This is a genomic window from Patescibacteria group bacterium (genome assembly GCA_041665345.1).
Classification (GTDB): Bacteria; Patescibacteriota; Patescibacteriia; order PEXW01; family PEXW01; genus JBAYJA01.
Window position 1 is genome coordinate 529,742 of record JBAYJA010000001.1, and the last position, 17,696, is coordinate 547,437.

Annotated in this window: 19 protein-coding genes; 17 read left to right on the forward strand and 2 right to left on the reverse strand. The window is 52.8% G+C overall.

Features of this window, described 5'->3' with window-relative positions; translation table 11 throughout:
• Positions 1 to 51 precede the first annotated feature (51 nt).
• Both WCV85_02775 and WCV85_02780 read left to right on the forward strand, forming a co-directional pair.
• Positions 52 to 1,341, forward strand: coding sequence for an ABC transporter permease (locus WCV85_02775; GenBank protein MFA6473773.1), 1,290 nt, complete (start codon positions 52 to 54; stop codon positions 1,339 to 1,341).
• A gap of 21 nt (positions 1,342 to 1,362) precedes the next feature.
• Entirely contained in the window at positions 1,363 to 2,031 is a 669-nt protein-coding gene (locus WCV85_02780; protein ID MFA6473774.1) for an ABC transporter ATP-binding protein, read from the forward strand.
• A 76-nt stretch (positions 2,032 to 2,107) separates the two neighbouring features.
• Here WCV85_02780 and WCV85_02785 read toward each other — a convergent pair whose 3' ends face one another.
• A complete protein-coding gene (locus tag WCV85_02785; GenBank protein ID MFA6473775.1) occupies positions 2,108 to 2,797 on the reverse strand; it encodes a ribonuclease III domain-containing protein in 690 nt (229 codons plus the stop codon).
• 80 nt (positions 2,798 to 2,877) lie between these two features.
• Between WCV85_02785 and WCV85_02790 the strand changes: the two genes are divergently transcribed.
• Together WCV85_02790 and WCV85_02795 are read left to right on the forward strand one after the other, a co-directional pair.
• Entirely contained in the window at positions 2,878 to 4,929 is a 2,052-nt protein-coding gene (locus tag WCV85_02790; GenBank protein ID MFA6473776.1) for an acetate--CoA ligase family protein, read from the forward strand.
• Complete coding sequence (locus WCV85_02795; GenBank protein MFA6473777.1) at positions 4,926 to 5,204, forward strand: hypothetical protein; 279 nt, start codon at positions 4,926 to 4,928, stop codon at positions 5,202 to 5,204. Before WCV85_02790 ends, WCV85_02795 begins: the two co-directional genes overlap by 4 nt.
• Positions 5,205 to 5,249: 45 nt before the next feature.
• Here WCV85_02795 and WCV85_02800 read toward each other — a convergent pair whose 3' ends face one another.
• Positions 5,250 to 5,546: a hypothetical protein gene (locus tag WCV85_02800; GenBank protein ID MFA6473778.1), complete on the reverse strand. Its 297-nt coding sequence runs from the start codon at positions 5,544 to 5,546 to the stop codon at positions 5,250 to 5,252.
• Positions 5,547 to 5,594: 48 nt separating this feature from the next.
• On the opposite strand from WCV85_02800, the gene WCV85_02805 reads away from it, so the two are divergent.
• The 13 genes from WCV85_02805 to rpsD all read left to right on the forward strand — a co-directional run bounded on the left by WCV85_02805 (position 5,595) and on the right by rpsD (position 17,695).
• Positions 5,595 to 7,346 carry a 2-oxoacid:acceptor oxidoreductase subunit alpha gene (locus WCV85_02805; protein MFA6473779.1) on the forward strand — a complete coding sequence of 584 codons (1,752 nt, stop codon included), beginning with the start codon at positions 5,595 to 5,597 and terminating at the stop codon, positions 7,344 to 7,346.
• Between the two features lie 4 nt (positions 7,347 to 7,350).
• On the forward strand, positions 7,351 to 8,217 hold the full coding sequence (locus WCV85_02810) for a 2-oxoacid:ferredoxin oxidoreductase subunit beta (GenBank protein ID MFA6473780.1): 867 nt from the start codon (positions 7,351 to 7,353) through the stop codon (positions 8,215 to 8,217).
• Positions 8,218 to 8,324: 107 nt separating this feature from the next.
• Entirely contained in the window at positions 8,325 to 8,510 is a 186-nt protein-coding gene (locus WCV85_02815; GenBank protein MFA6473781.1) for a hypothetical protein, read from the forward strand.
• An 81-nt stretch (positions 8,511 to 8,591) separates the two neighbouring features.
• Positions 8,592 to 10,325: a single-stranded-DNA-specific exonuclease RecJ gene (recJ, locus tag WCV85_02820; protein MFA6473782.1), complete on the forward strand. Its 1,734-nt coding sequence runs from the start codon at positions 8,592 to 8,594 to the stop codon at positions 10,323 to 10,325.
• Positions 10,322 to 10,729, forward strand: a complete 408-nt coding sequence (locus tag WCV85_02825; protein ID MFA6473783.1) for a ribonuclease HI family protein — start codon at positions 10,322 to 10,324, stop codon at positions 10,727 to 10,729. The genes recJ and WCV85_02825 overlap by 4 nt, the downstream gene beginning before the upstream one ends.
• Before the next feature lie 4 nt (positions 10,730 to 10,733).
• On the forward strand, positions 10,734 to 11,615 hold the full coding sequence (locus WCV85_02830) for an alpha/beta fold hydrolase (protein ID MFA6473784.1): 882 nt from the start codon (positions 10,734 to 10,736) through the stop codon (positions 11,613 to 11,615).
• A gap of 98 nt (positions 11,616 to 11,713) precedes the next feature.
• A complete protein-coding gene (locus WCV85_02835) occupies positions 11,714 to 12,499 on the forward strand; it encodes a hypothetical protein (GenBank protein MFA6473785.1) in 786 nt (261 codons plus the stop codon).
• A gap of 835 nt (positions 12,500 to 13,334) precedes the next feature.
• Entirely contained in the window at positions 13,335 to 15,179 is a 1,845-nt protein-coding gene (locus WCV85_02840) for an alanine--tRNA ligase (GenBank protein MFA6473786.1), read from the forward strand.
• A gap of 709 nt (positions 15,180 to 15,888) precedes the next feature.
• Positions 15,889 to 16,086, forward strand: a complete 198-nt coding sequence (infA, locus tag WCV85_02845; GenBank protein ID MFA6473787.1) for a translation initiation factor IF-1 — start codon at positions 15,889 to 15,891, stop codon at positions 16,084 to 16,086.
• An 8-nt stretch (positions 16,087 to 16,094) separates the two neighbouring features.
• Complete coding sequence (gene rpmJ / locus WCV85_02850) at positions 16,095 to 16,208, forward strand: 50S ribosomal protein L36 (protein MFA6473788.1); 114 nt, start codon at positions 16,095 to 16,097, stop codon at positions 16,206 to 16,208.
• Between the two features lie 3 nt (positions 16,209 to 16,211).
• The gene (gene rpsM / locus WCV85_02855) at positions 16,212 to 16,601 is read left to right on the forward strand and encodes a 30S ribosomal protein S13 (GenBank protein MFA6473789.1); all 390 of its coding nucleotides are present in this window, start codon (positions 16,212 to 16,214) and stop codon (positions 16,599 to 16,601) included.
• A gap of 9 nt (positions 16,602 to 16,610) precedes the next feature.
• The gene (gene rpsK, locus WCV85_02860; protein MFA6473790.1) at positions 16,611 to 17,078 is read left to right on the forward strand and encodes a 30S ribosomal protein S11; all 468 of its coding nucleotides are present in this window, start codon (positions 16,611 to 16,613) and stop codon (positions 17,076 to 17,078) included.
• An 8-nt stretch (positions 17,079 to 17,086) separates the two neighbouring features.
• Positions 17,087 to 17,695, forward strand: coding sequence for a 30S ribosomal protein S4 (rpsD, locus tag WCV85_02865; protein MFA6473791.1), 609 nt, complete (start codon positions 17,087 to 17,089; stop codon positions 17,693 to 17,695).
• Position 17,696: the final 1 nt, after the last annotated feature.

Genomic DNA, 17,696 nt, shown 5'->3' on the forward strand with positions numbered 1-17,696 from the left:
TTAATACTATTCTACAGCCTCTCACTATAGGTAATTACTTTTTTCTCACATATGATGGAAATTTTTCGAAACATGTTTCGGCGGAAAATGCGAACTGTGCTGACCATCGTTGGTATCACCGTGGGCATTTTTGCGTTTACGGTTATGGGTTCCATGGCACTCCGTTTCAACAAAATGATTGCCGGGGGGAAGAGCTTCATTACCGGGCAGATTACGCTCATGCCCAAAGGGACGTCATTCACCTCCATGGGCGGTGCCGCGTTTTTGCCGGTTGATACCCTGCAGCAAATCAGCAAGGTGGAAGGTGTGCAGGCAGTTGCGGCTGGCGTGGAATTAGCTTTGAAGGAACCAGACCCAGATAATCCAACCGGGGAGTTTAGTTTTGGTCCGCCGCCGACCATTGAAGGTATGGATCTCAACTCTACCTATGAAAATCGGAACTGGAAGACCATGGATATGAAAGCTGGGCGAATGCTGGCGAAAGGGGACAAGGATAACCAGGTCACTGTCGGCTACACCATTGCTATTGATAAAGGATTGAAGGTTGGTGATGAAACGGAAATTCGTGGTCGGAAGTTTGAAGTGATTGGGATTATTGATCAAACCCTCACGGGGCCTGACCAGTACGTATTCATGTCCCTCAAGTCTGCACGTGAGCTGCTTGTGGAATCCAACCCTTTCCTTAAGTCTTTGAAAGAACGCTCAGACGAAGCAGCGAAAATCTCTGATGCAGATTTGGCAAAGTTGCCTGAAGCAACCCGGAAGCAGGTTTTGGATGCACGCGCGTTCAAGCTAGAAGACGTGACGCAAATGGGTGCTGTTTCCTGGCAGGATGGTCAAGACCCAGATGTGGTGGCGAATCGGATCAAGGATCAATTCAAAGATGAAGTCATTGTCCTCTCGCCCATCAAACTTGGGGAGACCATTGATAAAGCCTCAGCGATTTTCAACGCAATTATTCTTGGGAGCGCGGTCATTGCGTTGATTGTGGGTGGCTTCTCCATTATCAACACCATGGTCATGTCCATTTCTGAGCGGAAGCGGGAAATTGGGATTAAGAAAGCCATTGGTGCCTCCAACCGTTCCATTGCGTGGGACTACACTTTGGAAGCTGGTGCCATTGGGATTTTGGGTGGGCTCATTGGCATGGGCTTTGGCCTGCTGGCAATTTTCTTCATCAACGGGCAAACGGCGAAGAGTGGAGCTGAGATCTTCCTGGTTACTCCTGGCTTCATGGTTGGGGTGGTGGTTTTCTCCCTGGTCTTGGGTTTGGTCGCAGGTCTCTTGCCGGCCGTCCGTGCATCCAAGATGAATGCGGTTGATGCAATTCGTGAACTGTAATTTACCTTTATGAACCGAACTTTGATTCATACCGAAAACCTGCACAAGCAGTACCGCATGTCCAAAACGAACGTCGTGCACGCGCTGCGGGGGGTGAGCCTGGACGTCCAGGAAGGGGATTTCACTGCAATCATTGGTCCTTCTGGCGGCGGCAAATCCACGCTCTTGCACATCCTGGGCTTGCTGGATAAACCAGACAACGGGACGTTCATACTCGACGGCATTGATGTGATGAAAATGAAGGAGAAGGAAGCGCACCTGGTTCGCGCCAAAAAACTAGGTTTCATCTTCCAAGGCTTTAACCTCATTCCCACGCTCACCGCGTTAGAAAACGTGATGCAAGCTGGGCGCTATGGCGGTCTCAATGCCAAAGCACGAAAAACGCGAGCTTTAGAACTCTTGGAGCAGGTTGGTCTACACCAGCGCGGCAATCACAAACCCAATGAACTCTCAGGTGGCCAGCAGCAGCGAGTTGCCATTGCTCGGGCACTCATGAACAAACCCACCATTATTCTGGCGGATGAGCCAACTGGCGAGCTGGATTCCAAGACCTCAGCCGAAATTATTGCCATGCTCCAGCAGTTGAATAAGGAGCACAACCAGACCTTCCTCATGGTCACCCACAACCTAGACGTGGCCGCGATGTGCAAGAAGGTGGTGAAGCTGGTGGACGGGAAGAATGAAACGTAGAAAATGAAGCGCACGCATTATTGAGTTCGTAAAGAAAAAACCCAAAAATCTTCTGGGTTTTTTTGAAGCCGCAAGCTCACATCCGTGCAGAAATCGCTATTTTTTTGGAAGTGATTTTGTCAAGTAAATTTGTCGCAACACGAACTTTTGCTTCTTTTGAAGTTTTTCCCGTTGCGGAGTCGTAACTCCGTTGAAAAATAAGTGCTTGGGCAACAAATTTTCCATTTCTAAAGAAAACGCGGTATTCCACGAATGTCCTGTACACCTGTCGAACGTACTTGGCTAGTTCGGTTATTGGACAGGTTATTGCTCTATCGTTGGCCTTCCACTGCATCTCTGGATGAAGCGTTTCTTGTAAAAACCGTTTTGCTTCACGTATACCCCGCTCAATGTAGAGGGCTCCAACCAGTGCCTCATAGGTCGTTCCTAAAGAATGTGCGTTCGGCAGGTCTTGGTTGTGCAAAAGATCTTGTAAATAAATATCTACCGCACTTTTTTGGAGTATCGAAGCAAGGCGTTTGTTACTCCAACCCATTGACGCCATCTTACTGGCCAACGCAGGATCGAGACCCTCATGACGTATCAGTTGTTCACAGACAAAGAAATGGATAACACCGTCACCCAGGAAAGCAAGTTGATCCCGAGTGTAGAATGGGGTTCGGTATTTCTTTTTGTCTGGTAAACCAATAGCCACTGCAAGTGCTCTCCGTGTTCGCAGTTGTAAGCCCAGAGCTTTTGCGAAGTACTGGGCAATAGCATTTTTCACTTTTCCTCCTTGATTTTGTGTTTCAGTGTTAGTAGTTTTATGGAATGTATGATTTCTGTCAACCGCGCTATACTGTAACCATGAACTTTTCTGCACTCTTGCATCCAAGATCAATCGCCGTGGTTGGCGCATCGCATGATCGAAAGAAAATTGGGAATGTGCTATTCCGCAATTGCTTAGGTTTTGGCTACCGAGGAAAAGTGTACCCGGTTAATCCCACGGCCAAACGGATTGAAGGAAAGCGGGCGTATGCATCCATTGGCAGCCTCCCAGTACGTCCAGACCTGGTAATCATTGCTACACCAGCTGTTACCGTGCCTGCGGTGCTGCGGGATGCTGTGCGTGCCAGAGCCAAAGCAGTAATTGTCATTAGCGCCGGGTTCGCGGAAACCGGAATGGTTGGCACAAAGCTTGAACGTCAGATTATGGCGATTGCGAAAAAAGGAAAACTGGCTCTGCTGGGTCCAAATTGTTTGGGCATGGTTTTGCCACACCTAAAGCTCAATGCGTCATTTAGCCAAGGTATGCCAGACGTAGGAAACGTGACCATCCTGTCCCAATCCGGCGCAATTGCCGTGGCCAACATGGAGTGGGCAAAGAAGCATCACGTTGGCTTCCGGGCAGTGGTGAGTTTGGGAAACAAGGCAGTCTTGGGGGAGGAAGCGTTGCTTGAAGTGTTTGGGAAAGATAAAGGAACCGGGGTTATCCTCATGTACTTGGAAGACATCCGCAGTGGCCGAGCTTTTTTGGAAACGGCACAGCAGGTGTCCAAGCAGAAGCCAGTCATCATCTTGCGCGCGGGCAAGACCGCCGCCGGCGCAAAAGCTGCATTCTCGCACACCGGTGCATTGGCGGGGAGTGGGGAAGTGACCGATGCCTTGCTGCGTCAGGCGGGTTGTACCGTGGTGCGTACTACCGATGAATGGTTTGCCCTTGCGGCGGCGTTTGAGCAACTCAAGCGGGCAAAAGGAAATCGGTTGGCGATTTTGACTAATGCTGGCGGTGCGGGTATTTTGGCGACTGATGCTATGGCTGGAACCGCGCTGCAATTCGCGTCGTTCAAGCCAAAGACGATCCAAGCGCTGCGCAAAGTGCTTCCTCCTGCTGCCAGTGTGCACAACCCGGTTGATGTTATTGGTGACGCGCCGCCCAAGCGTTACGCAGACGCCTTACGAGTTGTAGTCGCAGATCCCGGGGTAGACATCGTGGTCGCTTGCATCACGCACCAAATGGTGACGCAGAGCCGCCTCGTGGCCAAAGCGATTGTCGAAATACAAAAGCGAACACCCAAGCCAATTATCCCAGTGTTCATTGGTGGTGCACAGGTGCAGCGAGCATTGGATACTGTTCGGAAGGCAAACCTCTCCGGTTTCGCTTACCCAGAGACAGGCATTTTTGCCGCAGGGGCATTGGCCAGAATGAGCAAAGTAAAACTTCCCATTCGGCCAGTGACAAAGCTACAACCGCAATCTGCGGGAAAGCTCACGAGTCTGGTTGGCGCCCAAGCCGCAAAACTTCTTCGATCAGCAAAGATTTCCGTGCTCCCAACCTACGCAATTCAGTCAGCGCAACAGGCGGTGAAAGTTGCCAAGCGACTTGCATATCCGGTTGTCATGAAGCTAGAAGCCTCCAGTGTTTTGCATAAAACCGAAGCAGGGGCAGTAACGGTTGATCTCCACACCCCAGCCATGGTGCAAGCGGCATATACGACGTTTGCCCGTCGTTTCAGAAAAGAATTAAAGAACCCTAACGCACATATTGTTTTGCAAGACCAGCGTCAGGGCGGAGTTGAGCTTATTCTCGGTGCGGTTCGTGATCCGCAGTTTGGGCCGATTATTGTCCTGGGGTTTGGGGGCATCTTTGTGGAAGCCATGCACAGCGTGGCTTACGCGTGCGCGCCCATGACTTTGGCTGATGTAAAAATTTTTGTGGAATCTTCACCAGTCTGGAAAGTGCTCCGGGGTGCGCGCGGCCAGGAATTTGCCACCCGGGAAGTTATGCACTTGGTTGCGAAGCTCAGTTCGTTCATTGCCAAACACCCTAAGGTGCAGAGTGTGGATCTTAACCCAGTACTGGTCAATCACCGAGCTGCAACACCTGTGGATGCCCGGATTATGCAATTTCCTGTATGAAAATTTCCATTCCGCTGAGCACAGTTGGCAACCCCCGCGTCTTCTTCTCACGTTTGGGCTACCATGCTGAACCCAACGGAAGTTACGCGCGGCGGGTGAGCGGCCAACCCTTTCCGCGGTACCATGTGTATGCGGATTTGCGCGGCGAAGAAGTGATCGTCAACCTACACTTGGATGCCAAGCGACCCAGTTACGCTGGCACATCAGCCCATGCCGGAGAGTATGACGGACCATTGGTCGAAGCTGAGTTGCGTCGAATTGCGAGTGGAGGGTAGGCGATGCATGTAAAAGACCTCCCGCAATTGCAGGAGGTCAGGTTGCTAGTCAAGCACTTGGCAAACAGAGCTGTCGAATACGAATGCGCCCATGTGTACGAGCGGCGCATTGTTTTCCCACCAGGCGCATGCTTTTTGGTTGCTTTGGCGTAAGATGTTCAGGGCTTCTTTGGTATTTACCTGAAAGCCACTTCTGTTCACTCGTTTCCCCGTCAGTACACCCCCGACGTATCCGCCAGGGCTCGCGTACTCAAAAGGTAGTTCTAGTCCTACCCAAGCTTCACGCACCCAGTCAGGTGCTTCTCCAGGAGGAGGAGTGACAATGAGAATTTTCCCGGGCATTTTCCCTCACTTTCATTTGGATTTTGTCCTTATGTTATACTAGAAACAATGAAACCAACGGTCAATAGTTTTACCTGGAAAATTGGGGGGCAGGCTGGCGATGGCATAATGGTCACCGGCGCCATGCTGAGCAAAATTTGCACACGCGCAGGGTTGTGGGTCACGGACTACAGCGAGTACCCCAGCCTCATTCGGGGTGGGCACAACACCCAGGTGGTGCAGGTGGATGCTGAGCAAATTTTTTCGCACGACCAGGGGATTGAAATCCTGGTTGCTTTGAACGAGGAAACCGTTCGGCTCCATGCCAAAGAGCTGAGTCCAGGTGGGGTCATTCTGCACGACCCAGACAAGCTGGTGATCAACGATGCAATGCTGGGGAATCGAAAAGATGTCCAGGTCATTGGTGTGCCTTTTTTGAAAATCGCGAATAACTTGGGTGGCAAAGATATCATGCGGAACACGGTGGCCTTGGGTGCAACGCTGGGGTTGCTTCGCGCACCCAAGGAGTTGATTGCCGGCGTCATGCACGACACGTTTAGCGCTAAGGGTGAGGCGGTGGTGAAAATGAATGAAGACATTTGCATGGCCGGGTACCAGCACGTGATGGAGCACGTGCCAGAGCAATTTGGCTGGAGCATGCAAGCGCAGCAACTTCCTCCGCGCATGGTGATGACGGGGAATGATGCAATTGTCCTTGGTCTGCTCCATGGTGGTTTGAAATTCTACGCGGCGTATCCCATGACACCTTCATCCTCCATTCTCACGGGTTTGGCGGAAGTAGCCTCAACCTACGGCATTGTGGTTCGCCATGCAGAAGATGAAATTTCTGCCGTGAACCTGGCTATTGGCGCAGCCTACGCCGGTGCCCGCGCTGCCACAGGCACCTCTGGCGGGGGATTCTGCTTAATGACCGAAGGTGTGGGTTTGGCCGCAGAAGCTGAAGTGCCGCTGGTTATTGTGAATGCCATGCGCCCCGGTCCATCCACGGGTTTGCCAACCTGGACAGAGCAAGGGGATCTGCGTTTGGTGATGCATGCCTCGCAAGGGGATTTCCCCCGCATCATTGTGGCGCCAGGTGATGTGACGCAGGCATTTCAAGAATCAGCCCGCGCCATGCAAATTGCCGAAGCCTACCACTTGCAGGTCACTATCCTTACGGATAAGTACTTAGCGGAGAGCCATTGGAGTACTCCACATTTTGCGCTGGAGCAGTTGCAGCCAACCAAAGCCGGGTTTGCTGATGCAGCGATGTTGCAGGGTGTGGATACCTACCAACGGTACGCAGACACGGCAAATGGGGTTACCCCACGCAGTGTCCCAGGGCAGCCGGGTGGGGTGCACACGGCAAATTCTGACGAGCATGATGCAATTGGCCATGCGGACGAAACCTCAGAAATGCGCGTGCTCCAAGTGCAGAAGCGGGAACGGAAACTCGCTGCGGCCATGGCAGACCTGCCGCCGCGTGTCCTTTTGTACGGAGACGCGGATGCGGATATTACTATGGTCACCTGGGGTTCTGCCACGCTCTCATGTCGCGAAGCCATGCGGAAGCTGACCCGGATGGGCATTCGGGTGAACATTCTGCAAACTCTGTACATCCTGCCATTCCCGGTGGAGGAAATGCATACTTTTTTCAAAGCCGCAAAGCAGACTGTGCTGGTGGAGAATAACTTTTCTGGCCAGTTTGGCGGCGTGCTGCGCGAGTACACTGGCTTGCAGTGCAACCATCAACTTTTGAAGTATGATGGTCGGCCTTTCTGGCCAGAGGAAATTGTGGACTACGTGAAAGGGATTGTCTAAGCCTATGGAAACCACACCCCAGCAGAGTGCAAAATTCAATACGGAGAAAGTGCCAACCTGGTGCCCAGGGTGCGGTGACTTTGGCATTTGGACAGCCTTGAAAAATGCCTTCACGGAAATGGACTGGAACCCAGCTGACGTTTTGGTGGTCTACGGCATTGGCTGCTCTGGTAACATGTCCAGCTTTGTGAAGTCCTACGGCTTCCATGGTTTGCACGGCCGCGCCCTGCCAGTGGCCGTGGGCGCCAAGCTGGCCAACCGAAAACTGAAGGTGATCGTGGTGGGCGGTGACGGCGACGGGTATGGTGAAGGCGGGAATCACTTCATCCACACGCTCCGGTCCAACCCGGACATCACCTACATTGTGCATGATAACCAGGTGTACGGTCTGACCAAAGGCCAAACCTCTCCCACCACGGAGCAAGGTGAGAAAACCAGCTCTGCACCTGAAGGTGCACCTGATCAGCCCATCAATCCTCCAGCTCTGGCTATTGCCGCCGGCGGGACATTCGTGGCGCAGGGCTTTTCCGGTGACACGCGCCAACTCACCCAGCTCATTAAAGACGGGGTAGCGCACCCAGGCATGGCGCATATCAACGTGCTGCAACCCTGCGTGACCTTCAACCATCACAATACCTTCTCCTGGTTTTTCAAGCGGGTGTACAAAGTGGAGACCACACCGTACGACTTTACGAACAAAACCGAAGCCTTTGCCAAAGCACTGGAGTGGGGTGACAAAATCCCCACTGGTCTGCTCTACCGGGAAATCCGTCCAACCCTGGAAGAGCGGATCTCTGAATTGCGGCACGAACCCTTGGTGCATAAGCCACTTGCCGTGGATCTTGCAGCGACGCTGCAGACCTTCATTTAGTCTGGCTAACCCATTGTCAAGCAGCCCTGCGCTTGGGGGTTTTTGGCAACCCTTGCATTTTTCAGCCGCCGGAGTAACCTAGTCTCTATCCCTCAAGGAGGAGGAAAATGCTCATTTCTTGGTTGCGTCAGAAGTTCAGTACGCCCCCAATTGCCGTTTCACACGAACCACTGTGCCCGTGTGGAGGCACACTCCAACATGCCGAAGCAACAACGTCCTTTGCGTGGCTTGTCTGCAGTAAGTGTGGACTTTTTCGCCACCCATCTTGCGTTGCCGGGTTTGGAAAAAAGTAGCCGTTGGTCACCTGACTGACGGCTTTTTCTTCCCTTTTTTTATGCGTAGAAAACCCAAAAAGTCTGGTATACTACCAGAATATGCAGACGACATGGCGGGTGGCAGAGCCGGTGCCTGAGGAGGTGCGGCGGCAATTCCCAGAACTCAACCCAATTGTGCTCCAATTACTCTGGAACCGGAACCTTCGTACCCAAGCGACGATGGACGAATTTGTGCAGCCCGACTGGGGGAAGGACATTCATGATCCTTTCCTGTTTCGGGATATGCAGAAGGCCGTGGATCGAATCCTCCAGGCGATTGCAAAGAAAGAACGGATTATTGTCCACGGTGACTACGACGCAGATGGTGTGTGCAGCGCCGCAGTGCTGACGACTACCCTGTCCGCCCTGGGTGCAGACGTGGACGTGTACTTGCCGCACCGGGAACGGGAAGGGTATGGCCTGAACCTGCAGACCATTGAGCACCTGAAGAAGAATCACGCCGCGCAGCTCATTATCACCTGTGACTGCGGCACCAGCAACGCGGCTGAAGTCGCCCGTGCGCACGAGCTTGGTATGGACGTGATCATTACCGATCACCACCACGCCCCGGCAGTCATGCCCAAGCCGTACGCCATTATCAATCCGCAATTACCTGACTGTGGTTACCCCTTCCCACACCTGGCTGGTTCAGGCGTGGCATTCAAAGTTGCGCAGGCGTTGCTCCGCAAGTGTGGACAAAAAATACTCAATGGTTTAAGCATCGAAGGTTTTGAAAAATGGCTGCTGGATTTCGTAGCCATTAGCACCATCACGGACTTCATGCCGCTCATTGGCGAAAACCGAACCCTGGTGAAGTTTGGCTTGGTGGTGCTGCGAAAGTCGCCGCGTCCGGGTTTGCGTGCCATGGCAGAGGTCAGCAGTATGAAGCAGGAGAATATTGATACCACCACCATTGGTTTTCAAATTGGCCCACGCTTGAATGCCGCTGGGCGGATGGATCATGCCAGTACGGCGTACCGTTTGCTGGTCGCCCCAGATGCATCTGAAGCAACTGCCTTGGCCATTGCGTTGAATACCAGCAATGCTGAACGACAGAAACTTACCGAAACAATTTTGCGGGAAGCAAAGCAATCCATTGGCGAGGTCACCTCATCAAAGCGGATGCTCATTGCCAAAGGCGATCAGTGGCCAGTGGGGATTCTGGGCTTGGTGGCCGGAAAGTTAGCTGACGCGTACCACCGGCCGGTATTGGTCATGTCTGCCCATGGGGAGGAGTTTGTGGGTTCAGGTCGCAGTATTCCGCAGTTTCACATTACCGAAGCCTTGCTCCGTCACAAAGAGTTGCTTGTGAGGTACGGTGGCCATGCTGGTGCGTGCGGCTTCACTCTCCGGGTTGATGCGGTGGACACATTTATCCAGGCAATGGAGCAGGACACCAGCGAGCGCGTGACTGAAGCTGATTTGGAAAAAGACATTCGGATTGATGCAGACATTCCGCTGCAGCACGTGGACTGGGAGCTCTTTGATGTGATGGATCAGTTTGAACCTTTTGGCGAAGGTAACCCCAAGCCCGTCTTCGCCACCCGGCACATGACTATCACCGACCTGCAACCAGTGGGTAAAGAGGGGAAGCACCTGCGCATTCACGTGAACCACGTCGTGCCCGAAGTGCGCAAGTTCATTGCCTTTGGCGCGGGGCTCACTTGGGGGAAGGATCTGACAGTAGGTGATAAAGTGGATATTGCCTACACCGTGGACAAGAATGAGTGGAACGGAACCCGGGAATTACAATTGAAGGTTGTTGATCTTCACCGTCACAATCTAGACGTATGATTCCCATCATGGCTACAGTGTGGACAGACGGCGGCGCCCGGGGTAACCCAGGGCCAGCCGCCATTGGCTACGTCATGGAAATTGAAGGGCAGACCGTGGCTTCGGTTGGCGAATGCATCGGCGAAGCCACGAACAATGTTGCTGAGTACACGGCATTACTCCGAGCGCTGAATGCGGCAAAAGCAAAGGACGCGACCATGGTGCATTGTTTCCTGGATAGTCTGTTGGTTGTGGAACAGCTCAACCGGCGGTACAAGGTGAAAGATGCAAACTTGGCCAAACTCTTTACCCAAGTATGGAACCAGTGCCAGCAGTTTCAAAAAGTAACCTTCCAGCATATCCCGCGCGAGCAGAACAAGCGGGCAGACGCCTTGGTCAACGCTGCTCTCGACGGAAAACTGTAGCTGTATGCTCATCAACCTTGCCCTCATTCTCTTCGTGGCTGCGGTGGTCGCGCTCATCGTGGCCGCCTGGAAAATTGCAGATAGCCTTATCAAAAGTCCGCGGGAGATCCGTCCGGAGGATTGGGTGACGTTTGGTTTCCACCCAGAGTTTGTCCGCTTTGCTGCAACGGACAAGGTACAGCTGTCTGGTGCCTTCATCAAAGGCAACCGGCCAGAAACCATTCTCCTCCTCCACGGGTACAGCCATTCCAAAACCCAGCTTCTCCCCCAAGCCAAACTCCTGCACGCGCAAGGGTACAATCTCTTTCTCTTTGACTTCCGTGGTTCAGGTGAGAGTGGAGGAGACTACATTACCTTTGGCGAAGAAGAGCAGCGAGATTTGGTGGGTGCTGTTGATTACCTGCGCTCCCGAAAAGACATTGATACAGACCGCCTGGGTATTTTTGGTTTTTCCATGGGTGGTTCGGTCGCCTTGCTCAAGGGTGGTGAATTGCCAGGTGTGCGAGCAATTATTGTGGACTCCAGTTACGCGGAATTCACCTCACTCATTAAAATGAGTTTCAAAGAGTACTTGGGTAAATTTCCTTTTTTTCCACTTGGGAACTTAGTGCTGTACCTCATTAAGGTTCGGACCGGTGCGTACTTTGCGAACATCAAACCTTTCCAAAATGTGCACAAACTTGGCAGCATTCCGTTGCTCGTCATTCATGGCACTGCTGACCGCACCGTACCGTTCTGGGATGCCCTGCGCGTCCAAGGCAGTGCCACAGGCCCTGCTGAGCTAATGGTAGTCCAAGGGGCTGGGCATAATGATACATTTGCCACGGGCGGGGATAGGTATGCCAAAAAAGTTGTGGGCTTTTTCCAAACCCACTTAGGCGAGTAAAAAAGCAGAAAATGTGGTAACCCTTGACAAATAAGGGGTTTTGGTGTATTCTCAGCAGTTAAAACTGAAATAAAAACACTTTACAACAAGGAGTTGTTATGTGCTTGTTTAAGAGAGTCTACGTAAACGGCCAGCAGGCCACAGTGGCTCAGGATGGTTTCTTTGAGACCGACCTACGCGGACCGCTGGACATCAGTGTTGCGGTTTTACCGACTGCAGCACAAGCTGCCCGGAGTTTCGCCTTCTCAATAACTGGGCGTGAAAAGGTTATCACACTTCGGGATTGGGTCGTGGAAGACGAAGTGGTTAGTGTTGAGTTCACCGTAAAGCTGAACGCTCAAGGCGTTCCAGCATATCCGGATAACCATATCAAGGTGTTTGCCATTGGCTCGGATGGAGACTTCTCGGTGTACGAAATTTCCGTGGTACGACAGGAAGACCGATTCTTCCTATGCCAGCAGGTTACCCACCGCGGAACTTGCTACCGTGACCAGGAAGGTCTGGTACGCTGCCCGTACTTCTCGCAAGGCATCCACCAGTGGACCGCGCTCATGCCGTACATCGAGAACCTAGCCAAAAAGTTCGTCAAGGTTCTCCCGCCCATCAGCGCATACCACGAGCCAAGAGAGCTACTCATTTCGCCGAAGAATGGTCATGGTTACGTTTGTTGGTTCAACATTGCCATGGGTGTCGGCGTTGCCAAAGTCCGTTTGGATGGAGAAGTGCAGTCAGTGAAAATTTACTGGCGGCATATCACCAACCGAACCAATAACGGTCTTCGGTACGTGCCTGAGAGTTCGGTCATTACGTACCAGCACATTCAACTGGTACCCAACCCCAAGGGCCTCTCTCACCAACTCATTGGTGTGAAGTTGGCCGCTTAAGTCGCACATTTATTTTCGGAACCGGGTACGAGCCTCACAACCTCGTACCCTCCTTCCTCCAGCGGTTTTCAAATAACCCTTGAAGGAAGGAATAGAAAATCAACAAATAGGAGAAAAAAATGGAGAACATTACAAATCATTTCATTGCCATGTACGTAGTCGTGGGTCTGATATTTTTCGTACTTCTTGTTCTGACAATCCGATCTTTTCTTTTCATGAGGAAGCGTTTGAAAGATCGCTGTTACGAGGCACACTGTTACGCTCTGGAAATGCTCCTCTCTTTGCGAGGCACTGAGATTATGCCTGCAACGCTTGAATGGCACCAGAAGTGTCTAATACTTCTGGAGTCACACCCCTCAATCCCAGAGTACTTCCGGACGTCAGGTATTGGACCAAGAACATCATCGTTGATGATCTGCTGCATTCGGATCCAAACCTTAAGCGCAATGTACCAACGAACGATGCAATTCCTAGTGAGAGAGGGACTCTCACAAGAGATGATTGACAGTACACAAAAGCGGTTCGAACAGGAATTTGCCGATACCGAAAAGGTTTTGCAAGAAAAAGGTTATGCGTACGATATTCAACCAATGCGTCACGCGCTTGCACACGTACTCGGCATTTAAGTGTAACTTCATCAAAGGCAGTACATTCGTCTCGTTCTTTCCATGACACGGTCCCTCCTGGATCGTGTTTTGCTATCTGCTGACCCCGCATACGTTAAAGTAATATGCAGCTGCGGGGTTTCGCTCTGCCTTTGCCTCTTTCATTACAGGCATTATTTGGCGGAGCTCAACTTGCCTTTGGCAGGGTTTTTCGCGTACACTAGGCACACATGCAGCTGAAGGATATTCGTTCAAAATTCTTGCATTTCTTTGAAACGCGGAAGCACCGGGTGATATTGTCGTCCTCGCTCATTCCCGCAAATGACCCATCCGTTTTGCTCACCACTGCGGGTATGCAGCAGTTCAAGCCATACATGCTGGGGGAGCGGGATCCCAAGGCAGACTTGGGTGGCCGCCGGTTCACCAGCGTGCAGAAGTGCTTCCGCACCTCGGACATTGACGAAGTGGGGGATGCCACGCACCTAACCTTCTTTGAAATGCTGGGGAACTTTAGCGTGGGGGATTACTTCAAGAAAGAAGCCATTGCCTACGCCTGGGAATTTTGCACAAAAGTGGCACACGTCGCTGAAGACCGGATGTGGGCAACGTACTTCCACGGGGATGACGTGCGGGTGAAGAAAGTGAAAACGCACTTACCTGCCGACAGTGAATCAGCCAAGCTCTGGCAGCAGTACTTGCCCAAGGAACGCATTGCTGGGTACGGGCATGATGCAAACTTCTGGGGTCCACCCGGCCAGACTGGCCCTTGCGGCCCGTGTACGGAAATCCACATTGACCGGACGGGTACGCCGTGTGACTTGGGGGCCAAGTGCTTGCCCAATTGCAATTGTGGTCGGTTCCTGGAAGTCTGGAATTTGGTACTTATGCAGTATGAGAAGAATGCTGAGGGCGCGTATATTGAATTGCCCATGAAGAATATTGACACGGGTATGGGTTTGGAACGCTTGGCTATGATCTTGCAGGGGAAGGACAGCGTTTTCCAAACCGAAGCGTTCGCACATATTATTGACGTGGTGAAAGCCGACCCGCACTTCGCGTTGACGGGTGTTGATGTGGAAGATGTGCGCCGCTTGCGCATTGTCTCAGACCACTTGAAGGCCGCGATCTTCCTCCGCGCGGATGAAGTGCGTTTTAGTAACAAAGAGCAGGGTTACATTCTGCGCCGCATTTTTCGCCGAGCCTGTGACCAGTACCTCCACCCAAATCCAGATTTGTCAGCAGTCTTTGATGCGGTGGCGAAAGAGTACGGGCATGCCTACCCCGAGCTGGAGCAGAAGCGCCAAGCGATTTTGGAAGACTTCCAAAAAGAGTATGGGAATTATGAGAAAGTCCGGCTCATGGATATTGGCAAACTGGTAAAGCAGTTGCCGCGGGACCATGTCCTTGGGCAAGTGGAAACGCCGCAAGGGGAGTCCCACATCCAAATTACTGGCAAAGCAGCCGTCCAATTGTTCACGACCTACGGCACGTCCGTGGATCAGTTGCGCCAAAAAGGCTTTGCCTTTGACCAGGCAGACTTTGAAATTGAACTGGACAAGCATCGCGGTGTGTCCCGCGCCGGCGCCACCAGCAAATTTGGCGGCCATGGTTTGTACAGCGCTGATTTGACGGACGAGGAACGAAAAATTGCCACGCGGTTGCACACGGCCACCCACTTGCTGCAGCAAGCTCTGCGCGACGTACTGGGTCCAGAGGTGCAGCAGGACGGGTCAGACATTACCCCAGAGCGTTTACGTTTTGACTTCCGTTACCCCCAGAAAATGACGCCAGAGCAGATTCTCCAGGTGGAAACCATTGTGAACGCCAAAATCAAGGAAGACTTACCTGTGGAAAAACAGGAAATGCCCATCAAAGACGCCCTCGCAGCCGGGGCTTTAGCTTTTTTCAAAGAGAAGTACCCAGAGAAGGTTACGGTCTATTCTGTGGGAAATTACTCCAAGGAACTCTGTGGCGGCCCGCACGTGACGCATACGGGGGAGCTGGGCAGCTTTAAGATCCAGTCGGAGAAGTCAGTTTCCGCCGGGGTACGGCGGATAAAGGCAGTGGTTGGGTAGTTGTAAAGCCATAGAGCGGTAAAGCTGTAGAGATCCTGGAAGCCTGCAACAATCTGTCATTGCGAGGAACGAGTCTTTCACCGCCTTGGCGGGACCCCGCTGCTGCGGTGGCGAGTGACGTGGCAATCCCGCTGTCATACGGAACCAAGATGACTCTCTGGCTCGTGACCAACAATCCACGCACCCTGGAGAGGGTGCTCTGGTTGTGCACCACCTTGTCACCTCCATTAGGGTTACCTCCCCTACCCCCTCCTTCGAAAGGGGGGGGGAGGAGTTTGTTTAAGTAAGCCATACCCCCCGTATCGAGATACGTTACACGGATGACGGCAATCGTTAAAGAATCAAGCAATTGTAACCCAACCTTTTACGAAATCCTATGCCCATTGCCGATACGGGTTGCGATACCGTTACCCGTATTCCATTCCTCCACCCCAGCCCTTGACGTCCCTCCAGCGGTCTGGTACAGTCCACTGGTAGCTGTTTTATTCTCTACAACCTGGTCTCTGTTGCGCTCGCCCTTGTCCTGATGCTGCTGTGTACTGACTATCCCATCTTTGTATTGGGAGGTAGTTGCACAGTACCGTCCTCGGTGTTTTCGGACGGGTGTTTGCCTGACCCAGGAACTTTCCACCGCATGGCTCGATTCCGCCGAAAACCCCAAGATGGACTTCCCAAGCCGGAAGCACGCGGGGTCAATAAGAAAGGTTTTTTGGAGGTTGATGGGATTATTGAAGAACTCCTGCCTTCCGCTACCTTTCGCGTCCGTTTGCAGAACGGCCACATTATTCTGGCGCACCTCTCCGGCCGCATGCGCATGAACAAGATTAAAATTCTCCCCGGGGACTCGGTGATTCTGGAAATGACCCCCTACGACCTGCACAAGGGTCGGATTACCTACCGCAAGTAATTTCCTGTATGAAAGTTCGCGCCTCTGTTAAACCCATTTGCATGAAATGCCGCGTCATTCGACGGGGCAAGAAGCTGCTGGTCATTTGCAGTAACCCCAAGCATAAGCAACGTCAAGGCTAATCTATGGCTGCACGTATCGCCGGTGTCACCCTTCCAAATAAACCCATCCGCATTGCCTTGCGGTACATTTATGGCATTGGGCCCACCCTGGCTGAGCGGATTTTGGCTGAGGCAAAAGTGAATCCCCAGACGCGGACCAATGATCTGAGTGATACGGACGTGAACAAGTTGCGTGAACTGGTGGAAAAAGGCCACAAGGTAGAAGGGGATCTGCGACGTGACATTCTCATGAACATCAAGCGTTTGAAAGAAATCAACTCGCACCGGGGCATGCGCCACGCGCGCAACTTGCCGGTTCGCGGCCAACGCACCAAGACCAATTCCCGCACCACGCGTGGTAACGTCCGCCGCACCATGGGCAGTGGCCGCAAACCTTCAGCAGAAAAGACCTAACCCGCCTCTATGTCTGACGACCAAGCAAAAGTCTTACCCGAATTTAGCACCGAACTTCCCGGCGCTCCTGTTGCACCTGAGGTGGAAGCCACGGCTCCAGCCAAAAAGAAGCGCAAGAAGTCCAAGAAGTTCGTGCAGCACGGCATTGCTTTTGTGCAAGCCACCTACAACAACACCATTGTGAGCATTGCGGATTTGAATGGGAACGTCATTGGCTGGCGCTCTGCCGGCGCCGCAGGTTTTCGCGGCCCCAAGAAGGGCACACCGTACGCCGCCGGGGTGATTGTTCGCCAGCTCATGGAGAAGATTAAGGACGTGGGGTTGCGCCAGGTGGATGTCCGCGTCAAAGGCATTGGCAGTGGCCGGGAAGCCGCGATCCGCGCCCTGGTTGGCAATGGTTTAGCAATTACGTCAATCAAAGATGTCACGCCCATTCCGCACAACGGTGTTCGGGCACCTAAAGTTCGCCGCGTCTAACACTTCTTATGGCTCGTACTCTTGGTCCAAAACATAAGCGCTGCCGTCGGTACGGCGTGAAACTCTGCGACGCTGCGAAGTGTCCAGTCACCCGTCGTCCCTACCCAACCGGGCAGCACGGCCCCAAGGGCGCGTCCCGCATGTCCGAGTATGGCACCCAGCTGGCCGAGAAGCAGAAAGCCCGCGCCATCTACGGTTTGCTGGAACGGCAATTTTCAAACTACTTTGTGAAAGCCAAGCGGAAGAAAGGCGACACTGGCCAGCACTTGCTGCAGCTCCTGGAGCGCCGGCTGGACAATGCCGTGTTCCGCGCTGGCTTTGCCGCCACGCACGCCCAGGCCCGGCAGTACGTGGGCCACGGCATGGTCATGGTGAATGGCAAGCGCGTCACCATTCCTTCCTTCAGCCTGAAAGTTGGCGAAGTGATTACCCTCAAACCCACGGCCCGGGTGAAAGCCCAGGTGCAGGAACGTTTGAAAGGCGTGCACGAAGCCGTGCCTACCTGGTTGACCGTGGACATGGAAAAAGTGTCAGCCACGCTGGCTCGGCTCCCCGAACGGGATGACGTGCAGCAGCCGCTCAACATGCAGCTCATCGTCGAATTTTACTCTCGCTAGT